General features: G+C 57.0%; 13 protein-coding genes and 1 tRNA gene. 4 read left to right on the top strand and 10 right to left on the bottom strand.

Annotation, left to right across the window (positions count from 1 at the left end; genetic code table 11):
• Positions 1 to 668: porin (locus KHU33_RS13005; protein ID WP_211463502.1), on the top strand; the 668-nt coding region annotated here is incomplete at its 5' end.
• A 74-nt stretch (positions 669 to 742) separates the two neighbouring features.
• Here the strand turns inward: KHU33_RS13005 and KHU33_RS13000 are convergent.
• Both KHU33_RS13000 and KHU33_RS12995 read right to left on the bottom strand, forming a co-directional pair.
• A tRNA-Leu gene (locus tag KHU33_RS13000) sits at positions 743 to 829 on the bottom strand.
• Positions 830 to 928: 99 nt separating this feature from the next.
• Positions 929 to 2,647, bottom strand: a complete 1,719-nt coding sequence (locus tag KHU33_RS12995) for an ArnT family glycosyltransferase (protein ID WP_211463500.1) — start codon at positions 2,645 to 2,647, stop codon at positions 929 to 931.
• A 64-nt stretch (positions 2,648 to 2,711) separates the two neighbouring features.
• On the opposite strand from KHU33_RS12995, the gene KHU33_RS12990 reads away from it, so the two are divergent.
• Positions 2,712 to 2,873 carry a hypothetical protein gene (locus KHU33_RS12990; protein WP_211463498.1) on the top strand — a complete coding sequence of 54 codons (162 nt, stop codon included), beginning with the start codon at positions 2,712 to 2,714 and terminating at the stop codon, positions 2,871 to 2,873.
• A gap of 8 nt (positions 2,874 to 2,881) precedes the next feature.
• Here KHU33_RS12990 and KHU33_RS12985 read toward each other — a convergent pair whose 3' ends face one another.
• From KHU33_RS12985 to trxA, 4 genes are all read right to left on the bottom strand, one after another.
• On the bottom strand, positions 2,882 to 3,151 hold the full coding sequence (locus KHU33_RS12985) for a type B 50S ribosomal protein L31 (RefSeq protein ID WP_144742400.1): 270 nt from the start codon (positions 3,149 to 3,151) through the stop codon (positions 2,882 to 2,884).
• 167 nt (positions 3,152 to 3,318) lie between these two features.
• Complete coding sequence (tcuC, locus tag KHU33_RS12980) at positions 3,319 to 4,605, bottom strand: MFS transporter (protein WP_211463496.1); 1,287 nt, start codon at positions 4,603 to 4,605, stop codon at positions 3,319 to 3,321.
• Between the two features lie 182 nt (positions 4,606 to 4,787).
• Complete coding sequence (gene rho, locus KHU33_RS12975; protein ID WP_061532391.1) at positions 4,788 to 6,050, bottom strand: transcription termination factor Rho; 1,263 nt, start codon at positions 6,048 to 6,050, stop codon at positions 4,788 to 4,790.
• 104 nt (positions 6,051 to 6,154) lie between these two features.
• Positions 6,155 to 6,481: a thioredoxin TrxA gene (gene trxA, locus KHU33_RS12970; protein WP_211463494.1), complete on the bottom strand. Its 327-nt coding sequence runs from the start codon at positions 6,479 to 6,481 to the stop codon at positions 6,155 to 6,157.
• Between the two features lie 326 nt (positions 6,482 to 6,807).
• Between trxA and KHU33_RS12965 the strand changes: the two genes are divergently transcribed.
• Together KHU33_RS12965 and KHU33_RS12960 are read left to right on the top strand one after the other, a co-directional pair.
• Positions 6,808 to 9,579 carry a PD-(D/E)XK nuclease family protein gene (locus KHU33_RS12965; protein WP_211463492.1) on the top strand — a complete coding sequence of 924 codons (2,772 nt, stop codon included), beginning with the start codon at positions 6,808 to 6,810 and terminating at the stop codon, positions 9,577 to 9,579.
• Entirely contained in the window at positions 9,576 to 12,884 is a 3,309-nt protein-coding gene (locus KHU33_RS12960) for a UvrD-helicase domain-containing protein (protein ID WP_211463490.1), read from the top strand. Before KHU33_RS12965 ends, KHU33_RS12960 begins: the two co-directional genes overlap by 4 nt.
• 64 nt (positions 12,885 to 12,948) lie before the next feature.
• Here the strand turns inward: KHU33_RS12960 and KHU33_RS12955 are convergent, their stop codons facing one another.
• From KHU33_RS12955 to KHU33_RS12940, 4 genes are all read right to left on the bottom strand, one after another.
• Positions 12,949 to 13,692, bottom strand: coding sequence for an amino acid ABC transporter permease (locus KHU33_RS12955; protein ID WP_211463488.1), 744 nt, complete (start codon positions 13,690 to 13,692; stop codon positions 12,949 to 12,951).
• A gap of 165 nt (positions 13,693 to 13,857) precedes the next feature.
• A complete protein-coding gene (locus KHU33_RS12950) occupies positions 13,858 to 14,652 on the bottom strand; it encodes a basic amino acid ABC transporter substrate-binding protein (RefSeq protein WP_211463486.1) in 795 nt (264 codons plus the stop codon).
• 45 nt (positions 14,653 to 14,697) lie between these two features.
• Entirely contained in the window at positions 14,698 to 15,483 is a 786-nt protein-coding gene (locus tag KHU33_RS12945) for a basic amino acid ABC transporter substrate-binding protein (protein WP_211463478.1), read from the bottom strand.
• A gap of 15 nt (positions 15,484 to 15,498) precedes the next feature.
• Entirely contained in the window at positions 15,499 to 16,278 is a 780-nt protein-coding gene (locus KHU33_RS12940; RefSeq protein ID WP_211463476.1) for a basic amino acid ABC transporter substrate-binding protein, read from the bottom strand.
• Between the last annotated feature and the right edge of the window lie 443 nt (positions 16,279 to 16,721).

The raw sequence follows: 16,721 nt of genomic DNA, 5'->3' as shown, positions 1-16,721 counted from the left end.
CCAATGAGCCGTTTGGCTGGGCCAATGTCTACGAATCGGGCTTCATCTACGACAACTACACCGGCGGCAACCGCTGGGATAATTCCTTGATGTATCAGCACAAGGCTGGGCCGCTCTCTGGCTCGCTGATGTACGGCTTCGGCGAGCAGGCCGGCGCCAACCGCAATGGCAGCAAAGCGGGCGGCAGCCTCGCGTATGAGTTTGGACAGGCAAGCGTCAGCGCCGGCTACCAGCAGACGCACGACATCAACGGCGTGGCCGATCACAAGGTATGGAGCGCTGGCGGCTTCTATCCGATAGGCGCGCTAAAGCTCTTTCTGAGTTATCTCAATCACCGCAGCAAGCTGACGCCGCAAAAAAACGATGTCTGGGCGACCGGCGCTTCCTATGCGGCGACGCCGGCGGTAGAGCTGTATGGCGGCTTTTACTATGACCGCCAGCGTGCACAATCGGGCAGCAAACGCACCGTAGTCAGCATGTTCAACTACAAGCTGTCGAAGCGCAGCAATGTCTATCTGCAAGCCGATTACAGCAAGATCGATGCAGGCTATGCCAGCAACGTCTTTGACGTTTATGCCTTCCCAATCAGCAAAGACGCCAGCGGCGCCACGACCGATTTCATCAAGTCGCGCAGCAGCGTGATGGTCGGCATGCGTCACCAGTTCTGATCTCGGTTTGCATTCGAAATTAATTGCACGGAGCAAAACAAAAAGGCCTCCATTTCTGGAAGCCTTATGTCTGTTGGTGCCGAGAGCCGGAATCGAACCGGCACGCTGTCTCCAGCGCGGGATTTTGAGTCCCGTGCGTCTACCTATTCCGCCATCTCGGCAACGCGTCCGCTATTATGACTGATTTCTTAGGTGCGATCAATAGCCTTTGTGTATGAATTCGTTTTTCTCTGAGTACATCGCCTGCCATCAGGCTAGGACTAATTACCGACCCGCTGGTACAGGCGGAAGCGCTCATCGCGGTCCGAAGGCCGGCGGCCGGTCCACAGCAGTTTCCACTCGCCTTTGAATTCGCGCCAGATCGCATCGTCGGATTTGACCGAGATATTGTCTTGATACAGCAGGAAATCGCAATGCGGCTGACCGTATGCCGCAAACGGGATGTCGCCGAAATAGGCAAACGATGCGCGCTGCGCCGGGCCGACGTTGGTGTCCACGCATTGTTTGACGGCTGGCAAGTGTTGATGGATTTGCGCGGCTACGCCGGCGTAGCTCTTGCTGTAGTTGAACCATGGCAGCCACAGCGTCGCCAGTAGCAACCAGCACAGAATTACACCACCGGAGGACAGCACAATGGCACGCCATAGTACCGTGGGCCGGCGCGACAGGCGCCAGTTCACCAGCAATATCCAGAATACCGAGCCGAGTAGCGCAATCACCAGCGCGATCAGATTGAACTCCGGCTTGAAACCGGGCGCCAGCTTGTAGACGTTCTTGGCGAGTTGCGCCGGCCAACCGCTTTCCTTGGCGATCCAGGCCAGCCAGAAAAATGCGGCGCAAGCGGTCAGGGTCATTACCGAGAACCAGTCGACCGCATTGATGGCGCCGCGTTTCATGGTCGGCAAACCGAATGCAGCCAGGATTGCAAGCGGCGGCAGCAAAGGCAGCAAGATGTATTCTTCCGGATGCGGATTCAGCAACAGCATGATCGTCAGGCTGATGAAAAATGCCAGCGGCAAGGCAATATGCAGCGTCGAGCGCTGTTCGCGCCAAGCATACACGGCCCAGCCGGCGAACGGCCAGGCTGGCCAGGCAAACCAGATGCCGTATTTAAAGTAATACGATAATGCGGTCCAGGTAGGCCAGCTGAGTTGCCGCAGATTGAAATCTTCCCAAACCGTGAAACGATTCATGCCATTTGGCAGGAATGCGCAACTGGCGGCAAACCAGACAGCAGCAACTGCAATTGTCACGGGCAAGGTGATCAGCAGCAGATCCCTGGCAATGGCTTTTTCCCGCATCAAGGCTAACACTAGCAGACCGCTCAGCAAAGCCAGTGGTAGCACCCAGCCGCGCGTCAGGATCAACAGACCAAAGGTCAGCCCAAGCAACGCCGCGCTGCGCAGGCTGCGTGCTTCAAACAGCCGCACCGCTGCATAAATGGCGAAAGCCGCCAGTGAAATCTGCAGGCTCTTGGCGATAGGCTCATGGCTTGGCAGTAATAGGCCAAGGCTGCCGAGATAAATCAGAAATGCGCTATCCGCCAGAGTGCGACCGAAATCCCTTGGTTCGGGCTGGCCGCCGAATGCCAGCCGTAAAGGCTGTGCCTCGGCGCGCCGCCCCAACAAGTAGGTGGCGTACCAGACCGACAGCGAGCCGACCAGGAAAAATCCTACTGCTGACAATCGGCCGGCGAGCGGATCGCCCAGCAGCCAGCCGAATAATTTGATGCAAATCGCGCCTATCCAGTAAGTCAGCGGGCTTTCGCCGGGCATGGGCAGGCCGACGATGTTCGGCGCCAGCCAGTCGGCGATGCCGCCATGCGCCATGGTCCAGGCGATGCCGAAGCTGGAAGCGTCTTCATTTTTCCAAGGATCGCGCCCGATCAGGCCGGGCAGGATATACAGCAATCCAAGCGCCCACAGGCCCCAGCGTGGCAGTGCGCTGGTGGCGGAGGCGGGAAGGCGGACGGGCTTCATCACAATGGCGTTTGTTCAATGTTGAATTGCTGGGTATTGTGCCGGATAGCAGGGTACTTCGCTATTGCTGAGCGTAGTTTTTGTGCTTGATATTCTCAAGCAAACACACATTCTTTTACGATTTATCAAAGAGCTGGCGGCAATGCGGCGCCGGGCGCAGGATTCTGCCTATGCTGCCAATCCCGATAAACAAAAAAAGGCAGCCGCAGCTGCCTTTTTAAACTGACGATCGAATTAAGTATTTGCGATCGAAGTCTTGGAGCCGACAGCGCCGAATTTCTTACGGAACTTGTCAACGCGGCCAGCGGTGTCGACGATTTTGTGTTGACCGGTGTAGAACGGATGCGATTCCGACGAAACTTCAATCTTCACCAAAGGATATTCTTTACCTTCGTGCGTGATGTTTTCGCGAGTCTGGATAGTTGAACGAGTGATGAACTTGAAATCGTTCGATACGTCGTGGAACAGAACTTCGCGGTAATTTGGGTGAATGCCGTCTTTCATAATTGCCTCAATTGAGTGGTAGCCAATCAATCACTTCGTCGGTCGTCTTGCTTCTTGACCCGATTGTCGATCACTTGCCGGGGGTGGAAAACCGTAAATTATACAATAAAATCGGCCGCTAACTGGAAAAAATGAATGAAATCAGTGCCTTGGGGCCGATTCCGGTTTTATGCCGGTACAGGCTTTTGATTGCCGGCTTTACGGTGCAAATATAATGTTGCAAATAGGCCACATACTGCCGCAGCAGTCATCCACATGCCAGGCGCGCCCTTGTCGCCGGTGTATTCAATCAGGCCGGTGGCGATGGCTGGCGTAAAGCCGCCAAAAATCGCGGTTGCCAGGCTGTAAGCCAGGGAAAAGCCGGCAGTGCGCACTTCGACCGGCATGATTTCGGTCAGAGCCACCACCATCGCGCCGTTATAGCTGGCGTACAGGAATGACAGCCAGAGTTCGACCATCAGCATCTTTTGGAAGGTCGGATCGGCTACCAGCCACGACAAGGCCGGATAGGCGGTGAGGATGGTGAGGACGGTAAATGCCAGCAGCAGCGGCTTGCGGCCGATGCGGTCGGACAGGGCGCCCATCACCGGCAGCCAGATGAAGTTCGAAATGCCGACGCAGAAGGTAACCACCAGCGCGTCAATGGTGCTGAGTTTCAATACGCTCTTGCCGAAAGTCGGCGTGTAGACGGTGATCAGATAGAACGAGACAGTCGTCATCGAGACCAGCATCATGCCGGCAATCACCAAGCCCCAGTTATCGACCATGGAGCGCAGGATTTCACGCACAGCGGGTTTGTGCTTGCGCGCCATGAACTCCTCGGTTTCCTGCAGCGAGCGGCGAATCACAAACAGCACCGGCACAATCATGCAGCCGACAAAGAACGGAATGCGCCAGCCCCAGTCGGCGATTTGCGCAGGCTGCAGCCACACTTGCAGGCCGAAACCGAGGGCTGCGGCGACAATGATTGCGACCTGCTGACTGGCCGATTGCCAACTAACGTAGAAGCCTTTATTGCCCGGCGTTGCCATTTCCGACAGATAGACCGAGACGCCGCCCAACTCAACTCCCGCCGAAAAGCCTTGCAGCAGGCGGCCGATCAATACCAGCAGTGGCGCTGCATAGCCGATGCTGGCGTAACCAGGGACGAAGGCAATCAGCATGGTGCCGAGCGCCATCAGCGCCAGGGTGGTGATCAGGCCCTTGCGGCGGCCGACCCGGTCGACATACGCGCCCAGGATGATGGCGCCTAAAGGGCGCATCAGAAAGCCTGCGCCGAAAGTCATGAAAGTCAGCATCAGCGAGGCAAATTCATCGCCGGCCGGGAAAAAGGTTTTTGAAATGTAGGTCGCGTAAAAGCCGAACAGGAAAAAATCGAACATCTCCATGAAGTTACCGCTGGTAACCCGCAGAACTGTGCCGAATTTCGATGGGCTGGATTGAGTTGTCGCCATGATGTGCCGTTGCGAAAAATGGAGGTTCGCAAGGATAGCATTTAACCAGTGCGCTTGTTGATCCAGCGGTTTCCAGTAGCCGATGCCAGCCTGCATACGAAAAAAAGTCCGATCCATTTGCATGGATCAGACTTTTTCGGTTGCCGGTTGAGATGGTCGTCAGCCGGCATATGCAACTTTGATCAGCCGCCGCGTCGCATCATGTCGAAGAATTCGGCGTTGTTCTTGGTTGACTTCATCTTGTCGAGGATGAACTCCATCGCTTCGATTTCATCCATGCTGTACAGCAGCTTGCGCAGCACCCAGATTTTTTGCAGCTGATCAGGCTTGATCAGCAATTCTTCGCGGCGGGTGCCGGATTTGTTCAGGTTGATCGCTGGGTACACGCGCTTCTCGGCGAGGCGGCGTTCCAGATGTACTTCCATGTTGCCGGTACCCTTGAACTCTTCGTAGATCACGTCATCCATGCGGCTGCCGGTTTCGATCAGGGCGGTAGCGATGATGGTCAGCGAACCGCCTTCTTCGATGTTACGGGCGGCGCCGAAGAAACGCTTCGGACGTTGCAGCGCGTTAGCATCGACACCACCGGTCAGCACCTTGCCGGAAGCCGGAATCACGGTGTTGTAAGCGCGCGCCAGACGGGTAATCGAATCCAGCAGGATCACCACGTCCTTTTTCATTTCCACCAGGCGCTTGGCTTTTTCCAGCACCATTTCGGCAACCTGGACGTGACGCGTAGCCGGTTCGTCGAAAGTGGAGGCAACCACTTCGCCGCGCACCGAGCGCTGCATTTCGGTCACTTCTTCCGGACGTTCGTCGATCAGCAGCACGATCATCACGGTGTCAGGATGGTTGGTCGTGATGGCATGCGCAATGTGTTGCAGCATGACCGATTTACCCGACTTCGGCGAAGCTACCAGCAGACCGCGCTGGCCCTTGCCGATAGGCGCGATCATGTCGATGATGCGGCCGGTGATGTTTTCTTCGCCGCGCATGTCGCGTTCCAGCGGCAGCGGCTTGTTCGGGTGCAGCGGCGTCAGGTTTTCAAACAGGATGCGGTGTTTCGACGCTTCCGGCGATTCGCCGTTGACCTTGTCGACCTTGACCAATGCGAAATAGCGTTCGCCGTCTTTCGGCGTACGCACTTCACCTTCGATCGAATCGCCGGTATGCAGGTTGAAGCGGCGGATTTGCGAAGGCGAGATATAAATGTCGTCGGTGGACGCCATGTAGCTGGCGTCGGGCGAGCGCAGGAAGCCAAAGCCGTCAGGCAGGACTTCGAGGGCGCCATCGCCAAAAATCTGTTCTCCTGATTTCGCGCGCTTTTTCAGGATCGCGAACATCAGTTCTTGTTTGCGCAAACGCGCTGCGTTATCGATGTCCAGGCCGATTGCCATTTCTAGCAGGGCGGAGACGTGTAACGCCTTTAATTCAGATAAATGCATAGGTATGAGTGTCCCGGGATGGGAAATATTGGGTGGGGGAGGGAACTGCGTGGTGTAGTTAGTAAAACACAAGCGGCGATGCGGGCGCACCGCCGCGGTTGTTATTAGATATTGCTGTCGATGAACGACGTCAGCTGACCCTTGGCCAGCGCACCGACTTTTTGTGCCGCAGGAACGCCGTTCTTGAACAGGATCAGGGTAGGAATGCCGCGGATGCCGTGCTTGGCAGGTACTGCCTGGTTGGCGTCAACGTCCAGCTTGACGATCTGCAGCTTGTCGCCGTATTCCTTGGCAACTTCTTCCAGGATCGGGGCAATCATCTTGCATGGACCGCACCATTCGGCCCAGAAATCGACTAGGACCGGTTTGTCGGATTTGAGTACATCTGCGTCAAAAGATGCGTCGGTAGTATGTTTAATATGTTCGCTCATGGTTTCCTCAGTGTGAGGGAAAAAGAATCAATGTGTGCCAAGACGACTTACCATTCCTGCTTGGTGGTTGCCAGCGGCGTTCCCTATTCTATTGAATAACTGGGGATGCCGTGCGCGAATTCAAGTTTCTGTGGGTGCGGTAAGAGGTGTTGCGGCGGGATATTCGCTAAATCATAACCGATTTTAATAAAAAGTGTGGCTCATGTAATTATTTTGATCTTGTTTTTTCAGGGCCTCGCATAAAATGACAGGTAATCTGTTGCAAAAATGCGAGATCGTCCATTCCCGGCGCAGAACAGCCGGACCCGTTCCCCTCAGTGAGCCACATGCCATTAGAGTCCATACAAATTGTGCCTTCTGCCAACTTCTGGCCGGATGCAGCACGCGCCTTGCTGGCCACCTGCCGTCGAGCCAGCGGTGATCCGGGGCAGCGTGATTTTGCACATTGGCGTGTGATGCTGCCAACCTTCGCCCATGCGCAGCCGTTGAAAGCGGCCATGAGCGCGGAGCTAGGTGGAATTTTCATACCACCGCAATTCTTTACCTTGTCAGGCTGGCTGGCGACCTTGCCGCCGCTGCCCAATGTGTTGCCGGCCAGCGAGCGCTTGATGCGCTTGTATGCCGAATTGCGCCAGCACGGCTGGCTGAAAAAATTATTTACCGCGCGCCGCAATACCGATCTGCTGCCGCTGGCGCAAACACTGTTAGCGTTATCAGACGAGTTGACGCAAGCCTTGCTGCCGGCGTTGCATGCCGGCGGTGCAGGCGATCCTGCCGGCGATCCGGAGCAACGCTGGCAAAGCGCGCTGGAACAGCTGTCGCCGGATGCGCGCAAATTATTGTCGGATGAAACGCAACTGGTGTGGTCGATCTGGAAAAGCCAGCTGGATGCCGACGATGCGATCGCGGCGCGCTTCGCGCAAATGCAGCAGGTGGCGGCAAGCGCCGGCCAGCCGATGGGTTGGATCAGTTCGGTCGCACCAGAGCCGTTGGAACAAGCTTTTCTCGACGCCTACGCCAGGCGTCAGCAAGTGCTGACGATCACGCTCGATTGGCGTGCGCAAGCACTGCAACCGACCTATGCGCAGGCCTGGCCGGAAATGGTGGAAGCGGTGAAAGCGGTGGAAGCGTCGACCGATGAAGAGAGCCGCGATGTCACCGCTGCCGATCATGCGTTGCCGGCGGAGCTGGCACTTTGTGCAGCCGGCAGCGTCGAGGACGAAGCGGTGCAAGGCGCGCAAATGGTGATCGACTGGCTGCAGTCAGGCAAAACCAATCTGGCGATTGTGGCGCAGGATCGGGTTGTGGCGCGGCGCATTCGCGCCTTGCTGGAGCGCGCGCAGATTCATGTGGCCGACGAAACCGGCTGGAAATTGTCGACCACGCGTGCGGCGTCTGCCATCGCCGCCTGGTTCGATGTGGTCACCGCGCGCGGCGAAACCACGGCCCTGCTCGATTTGCTGAAATCGCCGTTTGTATTGAACGAAGCGCCCAGCGATCTGCTGCACGATGCGCAGGATAGTGTCGCCAACAAGTCGGCGCTGGTGATGAAAATAGAGTTGCTGCTGCGGCGCGCCAATGTGCTGGGTGAATGGCGCACCGTGATCAATGCCTTGAATCCGGCGCCGGCAGAGCAAAAGACGGTGAGCTTGCTGGCACAGCAGGCAGCACTGTTCAGCGGCCGCAAGAATCTGCGCGACTGGATCGCCACCACTGCATCGGCACTCGATACCTTAGGCGTCAGCTCGGCGCTCAGCGCGGATTCGGCTGGTCAGCAGATCTTGCAGATGTTGCAGAATATTGCGCCGCCGGGTAACGATTTTGCGGCGTTATTTTCCTTTTCGGAATGGCGCGCGCTGGTTAATCTGCAGCTCGACGATACCAGCTTCATCAGCGCCATCGATGATCGCCGGGTGGTGATGCTGCCGCTGAACGGCGCACGCTTGCGCAGTTTCGATGCGGTGCTGATGGTCGGCGCCGACGCCGATCACCTGCCGTCGCAGCCGCAAGAGACGCTGTTCTTTGCCAATACCGTGCGGCGCGAACTGGGGCTGGCGACACGCGAAAGCCGCCAGCGCCAGCAATTGCGCGACGTGGTCGAACTGCTGGCGATGAATCCGCGGGTGGTGTTGTCCTGGCAGGCGCACAAGGATGGCGAACCGAATCCGGTCAGCCCCTGGATCCAGCGTTTGCAACTGACCTTGGCGCGCGCTGCCGCACCCGCGTTGGAAGAACGGCGGGCGACGATTGCTGCGCGCAGCTTGCAAGCCACACCGTCGCTGATGCCTGCGCCGGCGGCGCCGCAGCTGACGCCAACCCGCCTGACGGCCAGCGCCTACAACAGTTTTATCGCCTGTCCGTATCAGTTTTTTGCCAGACGCATGTTGGGTTTGGCCTCGTTGGATGAATTATCCGACTTGCCGGAAAAGCGCGACTACGGCGGCTGGCTGCATGAAATCCTGGAGACTTATCACGAAACCCTGCGCGACCAGCCATGCCCGGCGGATCAGCGGGAATCGTTGCTGATCGATATTTCGAAAAAAATATTCGGCAACGTCATCGCCAAAAATGCCGCAGCTCTCGGTTATTACTCGCGCTGGCAGAAAGTGATCGCTGCGTATGTGGTCTGGGCCAATGAACACGAAGCCCAGGGCTGGCGTTTCGTATTCGGCGAACAGGCTTATGAAAAAACGATGCCGATACCAGCGCTGGATCGCGAGCTGACGCTGCATGGCCGGATTGACCGGATCGACGAGAACTACGCCGGCGCACGCGCGGTGCTTGACTACAAGACCAACAACCTGGTCGCGCTGAATAAAAAACTGAAAGACCATGAAGATCATCAACTGGCGTTCTACGGTTTGTTGTCAGACCGCCCGGTTGCGGCGGCGCACTACGTGGCCTTGGAAACCACCAAAGACAAGGTCGGCGACGTGAGCGCACCCGACTATGACGAAGCGCAGCGCGCTCTGGCCGCGCAGATTACCGTCAATGTGCAAGCAATTGCGCGCGGTGTCGGCCTGCCCGCCAACGGTGTTGCATCGGTTTGCCAGTATTGCGATGTACGTGGCTTGTGTCGCAAGGGAGCGTGGGAATGAACGAAGCCATTCAAACTCCCGTACCGAGCGCTTACCGGATGAACGGCGCGGTAGTCGACGCCCAAAGTTTTACCAATGCCGCCTGCGATCCCCAGCATTCGGTGGTAGTGGAAGCCTGCGCCGGCAGCGGCAAAACCTGGTTGCTGGTGGCGCGCATGTTGCGCCTGTTGCTGGCCGGCGCCGCGCCGTCGGAGTTGCTGGCGATTACCTTCACCCGCAAGGCTGCACAAGAAATGCGCGAACGGCTGCTGGAGTTGCTGCACGACCTGGCCTTGCAACCGGATGCAAAGGTCCGCAACCTGCTATTGGAGCGCGGCATCGCGCCGCAAGAACTGATGCAAGTGCTGCCGTCTGCGCGCAACCTGTATGAACGGGTGCTGGCCAGTCCGCAAAGTCTGTCCATCGATACCTTCCATAGCTGGTTCGCCCGCCTGCTGCAAATTGCACCGCTGGCTTCCGGCGTGCCGCACGGCTACGCATTGACGGAAAAGACCAGCGAATTGCTGGCTGACGCTTATCTGCGTTTCATGCAATCGCTGAATGAAGAAGAGAACGATCAGATCAAGCAGGATTTGCTGGCGCTGTATCAGCTGGCCGGCGATTTCAGCACCAGAAAATTGCTGAATGCTTTCATCGATAAGCGTGCCGAATGGTGGGCCGTGATCCAGCAGGGCGTGGATGCGCCGTTGGAATGGCTGCGCGAACTGTGTGGCGAAGATGCTGAAGTCGACGCCCGCCTGTCCTTGTGGGACGATGAGAAATTCCTGTCTCAAATCAAGCAAATCGCCTGGTTGCTGGGACAGGGCTCGGCGACCAACCAGAAGCGCGCAACCGCGATTGAAATGGCGCTGACGGCAGGCGCAGCGGCGGAAAATTTCGACGCTCTCTGTCATCAGTTTTTTGACGATGCAGGAAAACCGCGTAGCAACGGCAAGGCCAAGGATTTACTGAAAGTGCTGGAAAACAGCCTGGGCGGCAATGCCCTCGATGCCTTCGACGCGCAATTCGTGGCGACCGGCGAAGCGCTCAAGTTGCTGCGCAAACGCAGCCACGAACGCACCGTGCTCAGTTTGAACCAGCATCTGTTCAGTATCGGCAACGCCTATCTGGAGTGTTATCAAGCGCTCAAGGCAGAGCAGCGCGTGTTCGATTTCGCAGATCTGGAATGGCAGGCCTATCGCTTGCTGACCAATCCCGACAGCGCCGCCTATCTGCAAAGTCGGCTCGACAGCCGCTACAAACATATCCTGCTGGATGAATTTCAAGACACCAACCCGCTGCAATGGAGCATCGTGCGGGCCTGGCTGAGCGCCTACGGCGAAGACGCCGGCCAGCCCAGCGTGTTTGTGGTGGGCGATCCGAAGCAATCGATTTACCGCTTTCGCCGCGCCGAGCCGCGGGTGTTCGAAGCTGCGCGCAAGTTATTGCAAGAGCAGGGCGCGACGGTATTGCAAGCCAATCAGACCAGGCGCAACGCCAGCGCGATTGTGGAAGTATTGAACGTCAGCTTCTGCGCCAACCCGCTGTTTTCCGCGCAAACCACCTTGGGCGAAGTTGGCGGCGAGGTCTGGCGTTTGCCTTTGATCCAGCAAGTGGATGACGAGGCAGAAGAACCAGCGCAGGGTTTGCGTAATCCATTGACGACTGCGCGTGAAGAGTCGGAAGATGCGCGCCGCCGCGATGAAGGCAAGCAGCTGGCGCAAGCTTTGTGGCGCGCCCGGCAAGAACTCACGGTGCGCCAGGAACATGGCAGCCGCGTGTTGCGCTGGTCGGATGTGATGCTGCTGGTAAAAAAGCGCAGCCATCTGGGCGCCTACGAAAGCGCGTTGCGCGAGGCCGGCATACCGTTCATGTCCGACAAGCGCGGCGGTTTGCTGGAGTCGCTGGAAATTTCCGATCTGATTGCCTTGCTGACATTCCTGATCACGCCGGACGACGCGCGCGCATTGGGCCATGTGTTGAAATCGCCGATCTTCGGCGCCAGCGACGACGATCTGATCGCCCTGGCGCAACGCAGCGAGCGCGGCTGGTGGGCGCGCTTGCGAGCTGCTTCGGCGGATCAAAGCGCCGCACCCGCGCTGCAACGCGCAACTGTATTGCTGGAAGAATGGCTGCAAGCAGCGCCGCGTTTGGCGGTGCACGATCTGCTCGACGTGATTTTGCATCGCGGGCAATTGCTGGCGCGTTACGCACAAGCGGCGACGCCTTTGTCGCGCAGCCAGGCCATCGGCAACATAGAAACCTTCGTCGAGCTGGCGCTGAACATGGATGCCGGCCGCTATCCCAGCTTGCCGAAATTTATCGATGCCTTGCGCGGCTTGCAAAACGCCGCCGGCGGCGACGCCCCTGACGAAGCCAGCATCGACGCCGCCACCGATGCGGTGCGAATCCTGACGGTACATAGCGCCAAAGGGCTGGAAGCGCCGGTAGTGGTGCTGCTCGATGCGAATCACAGCAAGCCGGCACGCGACGATTACGGCATCCTGTGCGACTGGCCGCAGGATGCGGAGGCGCCGCAGCATTTTTCCGCTTTCGGCAGCAGCGCTGAGCGCGGCGCCGCGCGCGATCGCTTGTTTGAGGCGGAAGAAGGTTTCAAGACACAAGAGGATTGGAACTTGCTGTACGTTGCCGCTACTCGCGCCAAACAATTGCTGATCATTAGCGGGGTGGCCGGCAGGAGCGGCGGCATCACGGATGACAGCTGGTATGCGCGGCTTGAACAGGTGCCTGAAGCCGGCTTCGATACCGTCGCGGAACATGCCGCCGCTGCCGACGGCGCACAAATATTTGAGCAAGAGATCTTTGATCCCCCGCAATTGCCGCCGCCGGCGGTCGCCGTTGCCGCGACTTTCAATAGCCAGGCGATAGCTGAGGGCATCGCTTTGCACGGCTTGCTGGAAAGAGTGACCCAGCATGGGCAATGGCCGGTAATGCTGCCGGACGCCGCGACGATTGCGCGCTGGCTGCCCTGTCCGCCAGCGTTGGCGAAACTGGTCAGGCAACAAGCGCAGACCATTCTGGCGCAAGCCGAACTGGAGCATTTCTTTAATCCGGCCATGCACCTGCACGCCCGCAATGAAATGGAAATTATCGTTGGCGGTACTGTGCTGCGTTTCGACCGGGTGGTGATCTTCGAGGACGAGGTGTGGATCCTGGATTACAAGCGCAATCTGCTCGACAGCGAGCGTGCGGCTTATACCGCGCAGTTGCGCAGTTATCGGCAGGCGGCGCAGGCGGTGTTCGCGGATAAACGCCTACGCACGGCTCTGCTGACTGTAGATGGGCGTTTGTCGGAAGTCGACTAGATATTAAAAAACCCTTATTTCCTGAATGAAAATAAGGGTTTCTCAGATGATGGCTAGCGTGCAATCAACGATGGTGCGGCGCCGCGTATTTTTTTTCCAGCCGCCCAACCAGCGTCGCCAGGATCATGGTCATGGCGAAATAGACCACCGAAATCGTGATGTACGGTTCCCAGTAACGCGAATAGGCGCCGGCCACGGTCCTTGCCGCGTAAGCCAGCTCGGCCAGGCCGATGGCCGATACCAGCGACGAATCCTTGAGCAGGGTGATGGCTTCGTTGCCGAGCGGCGGCAGCATGCGGCGAAACGCTTGCGGCAGCACCACGTAACGCATGGTCAGCTTATAACCCATGCCGAGGCTGGATGCAGCATACGTCTGGCCGCGATCGATCGACTGGATGCCGGCACGGAAAATCTCTGAAATGTAGGCGCCGGCATTCAACGACAAAGCCACGATACCGGAGATGAACGCGCCGTAATCCTGCTTGATGGTGCGCGCCAGCTCGCCGGAGATCAGCAGGCCGTTGTCTTGATGGATCAGCACCGGCATCACGGCAAAGTGGATCAGCAGGATCTGTACGAACAGCGGCGTGCCGCGAAAGAACGCGACATAGAAGCTGGCCAGCCCCTTCAACGCGCGGAACGGCCATTTCCATGGCCCGTGCTTGACGTCGGCCAGACGCAGCATGCCCAGCAACAAGCCCAGGATGGTGCCGATGACGATACTGATCACGGCGACCTGCAGCGTCATGAAGAAGCCTTTGACGAATAGCGGCGCGTAGCCTTGTATGATGCTCCAGCGAAAATCCATAAGTGTTATTGAGAAGAGACGATGTGACGGGCTGAGTGGACGCGTAATCCGGCTGCCTGGCTATCCGGATTACACAAGAAGATACTAAAAATTAGCGCAAAATTATACCGTAGTTGCCGCAGACCGCCAAAAACAGACGGTCTGCGGGGGATCACTTACTTGCCGTTACTTACCGTTGCCGAAATATTTTTCGCTGATCTTGGCAAAACTGCCGTCGGCCTTGACATCGGCCAGGCCCTGATTGACCTTGGCCAGCAGTTCGGTATTGCCTTTGCGTACGGCGATGCCATAATATTCTTTCGGAAAACCGGCATCGGCCACCACCCGGAAGCTGGCGGACGCATTGTTGGTGATGTAGTTCTTCACCACCGCATCGTCGGCCACCACGGCGTCGACGCCGCCGCTTTCGAGTTCTTTCAAGGCCAGCGTGGTTGAATCGAAGCGCTTGATGCAGGGGTTGTTCTTGCCCACCAGGTTTTGCACGACTTCGTCGCCGGTGGTGGCGCTTTGCACGCCGATTTTCATGGCTTTCAGGTCATTGAACTGCTTGACCGAGGTATTGCTTTTGGGGACGGCGATCAACTGGCTGGCTTCGAAGTACGGCGCAGAAAAATCCACAGTCTGCTTGCGTTCATCGGTAATCGTGATGGCTGAAATCAGCAGGTCGCGATCACCCTGCGCCAGGAAATTGAAGATGCCTTCGAATGGCGTCGGGACGAATTTCACTTCGATGCCGATTTTTGCCGCGATCGCTTTCATCAAATCGATATCGAAGCCGGCCACTTCCTTCTTTTCGTTTTCGGCGGAAAACGGCGCGTAAGCCGATTCAACCCCGACCACGTACAGGCTTTGCTTGGCGGCAGCCGCCGGCGCTTCTTCTGTTTTACTGCAGGCGCCAATTGCCAGCAGGCTCATGCTCAGAGCGCACAGCGGCAGATAGCGGCTTAACATTTTTTTCATGGTGTTCTCGCAAAAATAAATCGGGTAGTGAGCTTGCGATCGAAATTATATTTTCTCGTCGGCGAAATATTTCTTGTATATCCGGTCTTGTGTCCCGTCCGCCTTGATTTGTTCCAGCCCGTGGTTGAGCTTGGCCAGCAGTTCGGCGTTGCCCTTCTTGACTGCGATGCCGTAGTACTCCTTAGGGAAACCCGGATCGTTGACGATGCGGAAATTCTTGCCTGGATTGTTTTTCACAAAATTGGTGACGACGCCATTGTCGCCAACCACGGCGTCGACGCCGCCGCCTTCCAGTTCTTGAAACGCCAGCGGCATCGATTCGAAGCGCTTGACGCTGGGGCTGTTTTTGCCGACCAGGTTTTGTGCCGCTTCATCGGCAGTGGTGGCGCTCTGGACGCCGATTTTCATCGCTTTCAGATCGTCGAATTTGGCGACCTTCGAATTCGGCGGCAGCACAATCAACTGCTTGGCGACGAAGTAGGGTTCGGAGAAATCCATGGTTTGACGGCGCTGGTCGTTGATCGTGATGGTGGAGATCAGGATGTCGCGATCGCCCTGGGCCAGCGCGTTGAACAAGCCGTCGAATGGCGTATTGACGATTTTGATCTTGATGCCTGCTTTGTCGGCCACGGCTTGCATGATCTCGACATCGAAGCCGACCAGTTCTTTTTGTTCATTCTCGGAAGCGAAGGGAGCGTAAGCGCCATCGGCGCCGACCACGTATTCGGTGTTGCCTGCAGTCGCCGCGGCATGGCTGTCCTGCTTGCCGCATCCCGCCAGAACGGCAAGCGCGCAAACAAATACGAGAGCCGGCAGATATCGTTGTTTCATATTTTCTCCCGGCTGTTATTTGGACGTCTCGGCAAAATACTTGGCGTAGATCTTGTCGTAGGTACCGTCGGCCTTGATTGCCGCCAGTCCCTTGTTGACCTTGGCCAGCAGCTCCGCGTTACCCTTCTTGACCGCAATGCCGTAATACTCTTTAGGGAAGGTCGGATCGGAGATGAAACGGAAACCTTCGGATGGATTGTTCTTGACGTAGTTCTTGACCACGCCATTGTCGGACACCACCGCTTCGACGCCGCCGCCTTCCAACTCCTTCATCACCAGCGTTGCCGATTCCAGGCGTTTGATGTTGGGATTACTCTTGCCCAGCTCTTTTTGCACGATCTCATCGCCGGTGGTAGCGCTTTGCACGCCCACCTTCATGCTCTTCAAGTCGGCAAATTTTGTGACGGTGGAATTTTTCGGCACCACGATCAGTTGATTAGCTTCGAAATAGGGTTCGGAGAAATCGACGGTCTGCTTGCGTTCGTCGGTAATTGTGATGGCCGAGGCCAGCAGATCGCGGTCGCCTTGCGCCAGGAAGTTGAAGATGCCTTCAAACGGCGTGTTGACGAACTTGATCTTGAAGCCGCCCTTGTCGGCGATGGCGTGCATGACGTCGACATCAAAGCCGACGATTTCCTTTTGTTCATTCTGATACTCGAACGGCGCAAAAGTCGCTTCGGCGCCAACCAGGTATTCGGTCGGCGCAGATGCTGCAGCCGTTTTCGGTTCCTGCTTGCCGCAAGCTGTCAGCGACAGAGCAAGTACGCACAGACCCAGATTGAAAATGCGTTTCATTGAGTTTCTCCTGTAAAAATCGGTCGAGTGTTCTAGCTCGCATCGCAATCAAAACCCATCGCTCAAGAACGGTAGCCGCTGGCGGCATTCCGGCGTAAGTAAAAGATTGCGATGTTGGCAATATTGTTTGGAATAAGCCGCTATTTTAGATTCATCTAAGCAAATAACAACGATTTATATAGTAAAGAGTGTTGTTCGATACCGACCTAGTAGAGCGCCAGGGCACAGACGGGCTACGACTGCATCACTTGATCAGGCGGGCTTACCTGAATATCAGCATCACATCCTCAAGATCTTCCGATAACTCCGGCAGTCCTGCCATGCACCAAGCCTGAATATTTGCATGCTGCAGCGCACGGTTTTAGCGCACGAATGCACCGCCTTTCCCTACGTAAAAACCTCTTGTGCCATGCGCATAGACAGGCACGCATATTGCATCGATA

Source organism: Collimonas silvisoli (assembly GCF_018305005.1).
GTDB classification, from domain to species: domain Bacteria; phylum Pseudomonadota; class Gammaproteobacteria; order Burkholderiales; family Burkholderiaceae_D; genus Collimonas; species Collimonas silvisoli.
Note: the sequence above shows the minus strand (reverse complement) of the source record. Positions and strands in the feature narration are given on the sequence as shown.